Below are 3,492 nucleotides of genomic sequence, written 5' to 3'. Positions count from 1 at the left end.
CTCTGCTGGGCGTCGGCATCGTGCTGTGGAAGGGTGCGGGCGGCAAACCTCACGCGTTGCGCGACCGGTGCTGTCATAGAACCGCCAAGCTCTCGAAAGGCTTCGTTGACGCCGATGGCAACATCGCGTGCGGTTATCACGGATGGACCTACGACTGCACGGGGCAATGCGTGAAGATCCCGCAGAACGCGGGCGGCGAGATTCCGTCGCGGGCGATCGTGGAGTCGTTCAGGTGCGAGGAGCGTTACGGTTACGCGTGGGTCGCGCTCGAAGAGCCGCTGCAACCCATTCCCGAGTTTCCGGAGGAGTTCACGCCGGGCTACAGACGCATCATGCAATTCTACGAGCAGTGGAACACGAGCCCGCTGCGCATGATGGAAAACTCATTCGACAATTCGCATTTCAGCTTCGTGCATAAATCGAACTTCGGTCTTTTCAATAGTCCGCAACCGTCGAAGTATGAATTTCGACCCAACGAATGGGGCTTCGAAGCGGAAACGCATGTGCCCATTCGCAATCCGCAGGCGAGTTTCCGCATCACGGGCACGACCGACGACGTCACCGAACGCCACCTCGTGAACCGGTGGTTCATGCCGTTTTCGCGGCGCTTCGGCTGCATGTATCCGGCAAGCGGCGTGCATCACATCATCTACAACTGCGCTACGCCTATCGACGATAAAACCATGATGCTCGTGCAATGGCTCTACCGCAACGACAGCGAGGAGGCGTGCTCGACACAGGAGCTGATCGACTGGGATCGTCCCATCACCGACGAAGACCGCGAGATTCTCGAGGCAACCGACTATGACGCGTGTATCGACATTCGTCGTCAACAGGAGTGCCACATGGCGTCGGATCAACCTGGTCTGCTGATGCGCCGGATGTTGCTGAAACTGCTCGAAGAGCACGGCGAGCGCGAAGTCTTTCGCATTGCAACGGAGGAGTGAAGCATGAACGCCAATCCCCCTGATGCCGCGGCTGCGCTTTCGGTGCAGCGCGTCGACAAGATCTATGCAAACGGCACGGTTGCGCTGGAAGATGTGCGGCTGACGATTCCTCAAGGCGATTTCGTCTCGCTGCTCGGGCCGTCGGGCTGCGGCAAAAGCACGTTGCTGAAGATGTTCGCGGGTATCGAGACGCCGACGCACGGACACATGCGCTGGTGGGGCCAGCCTTTCGATACGGTCGGCTCAGCCGGTCGCCGCATGTCGATGGTCTTCCAGGAAGCGACATTGATGCCGTGGGCGAGCATTGCGGATAACGTGCGTTTGCCGCTGGATCTTGCGGGCGTTCCAAGGCGTGACGCCGATGCGCGTGTTGCCGACGCACTCGCGAACGTCGGCCTGGAAAATTTCGGCAAGGTGCGGCCGCGCGAGTTGTCGGGCGGCATGCAGATGCGTGCTTCGCTCGCGCGTGCGCTTGTAACCGAACCCGATTTGCTGCTCCTCGATGAACCCTTCGGCGCGCTCGATGAATTCACGCGCAACAAGCTCGACAGCGATCTGCGTACGTTGTGGAAAAAGCGCGGCATGACGGTCGTGTTCGTCACGCACAGCATTTACGAGTCGGTGTATTTGTCGGAGCGCGTGGTCGTGATGCAGGCGCGGCCGGGGAGGGTGATTGCGGAGGTGGCGATCGACGGGGCCGCGGAGCGCGACGATGCGTATCGCGTGTCCGCGCCTTTCATGCAGCATTGCAAGACGCTCTCCGATCTCATCAGCGATGCACATCACACCTCTCTAGGGGCGCACTGATGACCAGCCCGACACTTACGTCCCGCACGTCCGCCATGAAACGGTTATCGAAGGTCGAGAGGCGGCCGCTCTTGCATCGTCCCGGGGCAATGAAAGCCGCAGCGCCCTGGTTCGTCGGCATTGTGATGTTGCTGTTATGGGAAGGCTGGTGCGCGTTGTTCAAAGTGCCGGTTTATCTCGTACCCGCGCCGCACGACATTGCAATCCAGTTGCTGAAAGACGGCCCGATGCTGCTCGCGGCGCTGGCTGCAACGCTCAAGATCACGTTGCTCGCGTTCGCGCTTGCAACCGTGATTGGCGTGACGATTGCGTTGCTGTTCGTGCAGAGTCCATTGATCGAAGCGAGTTTTTTCCCGTACGCGATCCTTTTGCAAGTCACGCCGATCGTCGCGATTGCGCCGCTCATCATCATCTGGGTGAAGGACACCACCTTCGCACTCGTGATCTGCGCTACGCTCGTGGCCCTGTTCCCGATCATCTCGAACACGGCGCTCGGGTTGCGTAGCGTGAACCCGGGGCTGATCAACCTGTTTCGCATCAATCGCGCGACACGTTGGCAGACGCTCGTGCGCCTGCGCATTCCGAGTGCGCTGCCGTATTTCTTCGGTGGCTTGCGCATATCGAGCGGGTTGTCGCTGATCGGCGCGGTGGTGGCCGAGTTCGTGGCCGGCACGGGCGGCAGCGGCGCGGGGCTTGCTTATCAGATCCTGCAAGCGGGTTTTCAGTTGAACATTCCGCGGCTCTTTGCTGCGTTGTTCCTGATTACGGTAACAGGCGTGGTGCTGTTTGGCATCACCGCATGGGTGTCGCGCATCGGTTTGCGCGGCTGGCACGAAAGCGAACTGTGAGCGCGATGACATGAGTATCCTGATTCGAAATGCAGCGGCCATCATGACCGGTGGCGCAGGCAGCCCCGACGATCCGTCGCGTGCGGCAGGCCCCGATATCCGCATTGAAGGCGAGACTATCCAGACAATCGGCGCGCTCGTGCCGCATGCCGGTGAGACGGTGATCGACGCTACCGATTGCGTGGTTTATCCGGCATGGGTCAACACCCATCATCATCTGTTTCAGTCCTTGCTCAAGGGTGATACGGCCGGGCTCAACGCATCGCTGACCCCGTGGCTTGCAGCAACGCCGTATCGCTTCCGTGCATCGTTCGACGAAAAACGGTTCCGTCTCGCGGCGCGCATCGGGATGATCGAGTTGATGCGCTCGGGCTGCACGACGGTCGCCGATCACAACTACGTGTATTACCCGGGCATGCCGTTCGACAGTTCCGCCATTCTCTTCGATGAAGCCGAAAAGCTCGGCTTGCGTTTCGTGCTGCTGCGCGGCGGCGCGACAAAAACGCGGCAATTGGAAGCCGAGTTGCCGAGCGCGTTGCGGCCTGAATCCATCGATTCGTATATTGCGGATATCGAGCGGCTTTCGGCGACTTATCACGATGCATCGCCGCGGGCGATGCGCCGCGTCGTGATGGCGCCGACCACGGTTTTGTATTCCATCTCCCCGGCCGAGATGCGGCAGACCGCGGCGGTTGCCCGGCGGCTCGGGTTGCGTTTGCATAGTCATCTATCGGAGACCGTGTCGTATCAGGACAGCGCGCATGCCATGCACGCATGTTCGCCGGTTGCGTTTTGCGGCGAGCACGACTGGCTTGGCAGCGATGTCTGGTACGCACATCTCGTGAAGCTCGATGCCGACGAAATTGCGATGCTCGCGCAAACGCGCACGG

At 60.5% G+C, this 3,492-nt stretch carries 4 protein-coding genes; all 4 read left to right on the top strand.

Annotated features, from left to right (window positions below; genetic code table 11):
- The first annotated feature begins 2 nt into the window (after positions 1–2).
- Positions 3–947: a Rieske 2Fe-2S domain-containing protein gene (locus tag ACFFAR_RS28315; RefSeq protein ID WP_375508917.1), complete on the top strand. Its 945-nt coding sequence runs from the start codon at positions 3–5 to the stop codon at positions 945–947.
- A 3-nt stretch (positions 948–950) separates the two neighbouring features.
- Positions 951–1,754, top strand: coding sequence for an ATP-binding cassette domain-containing protein (locus tag ACFFAR_RS28310; RefSeq protein WP_174364835.1), 804 nt, complete (start codon positions 951–953; stop codon positions 1,752–1,754).
- 35 nt (positions 1,755–1,789) lie between these two features.
- A complete protein-coding gene (locus tag ACFFAR_RS28305) occupies positions 1,790–2,602 on the top strand; it encodes an ABC transporter permease (RefSeq protein WP_062002307.1) in 813 nt (270 codons plus the stop codon).
- Positions 2,603–2,612: 10 nt separating this feature from the next.
- Positions 2,613–3,492: amidohydrolase family protein (locus tag ACFFAR_RS28300; RefSeq protein ID WP_375508916.1), on the top strand; the 880-nt coding region annotated here is incomplete at its 3' end.

The sequence above is a fragment of the uncultured Caballeronia sp. genome, from assembly GCF_964243625.1.
Classification (GTDB): domain Bacteria; phylum Pseudomonadota; class Gammaproteobacteria; order Burkholderiales; family Burkholderiaceae; genus Caballeronia.
This window is presented reverse-complemented; position numbering and strand designations above follow the sequence as displayed.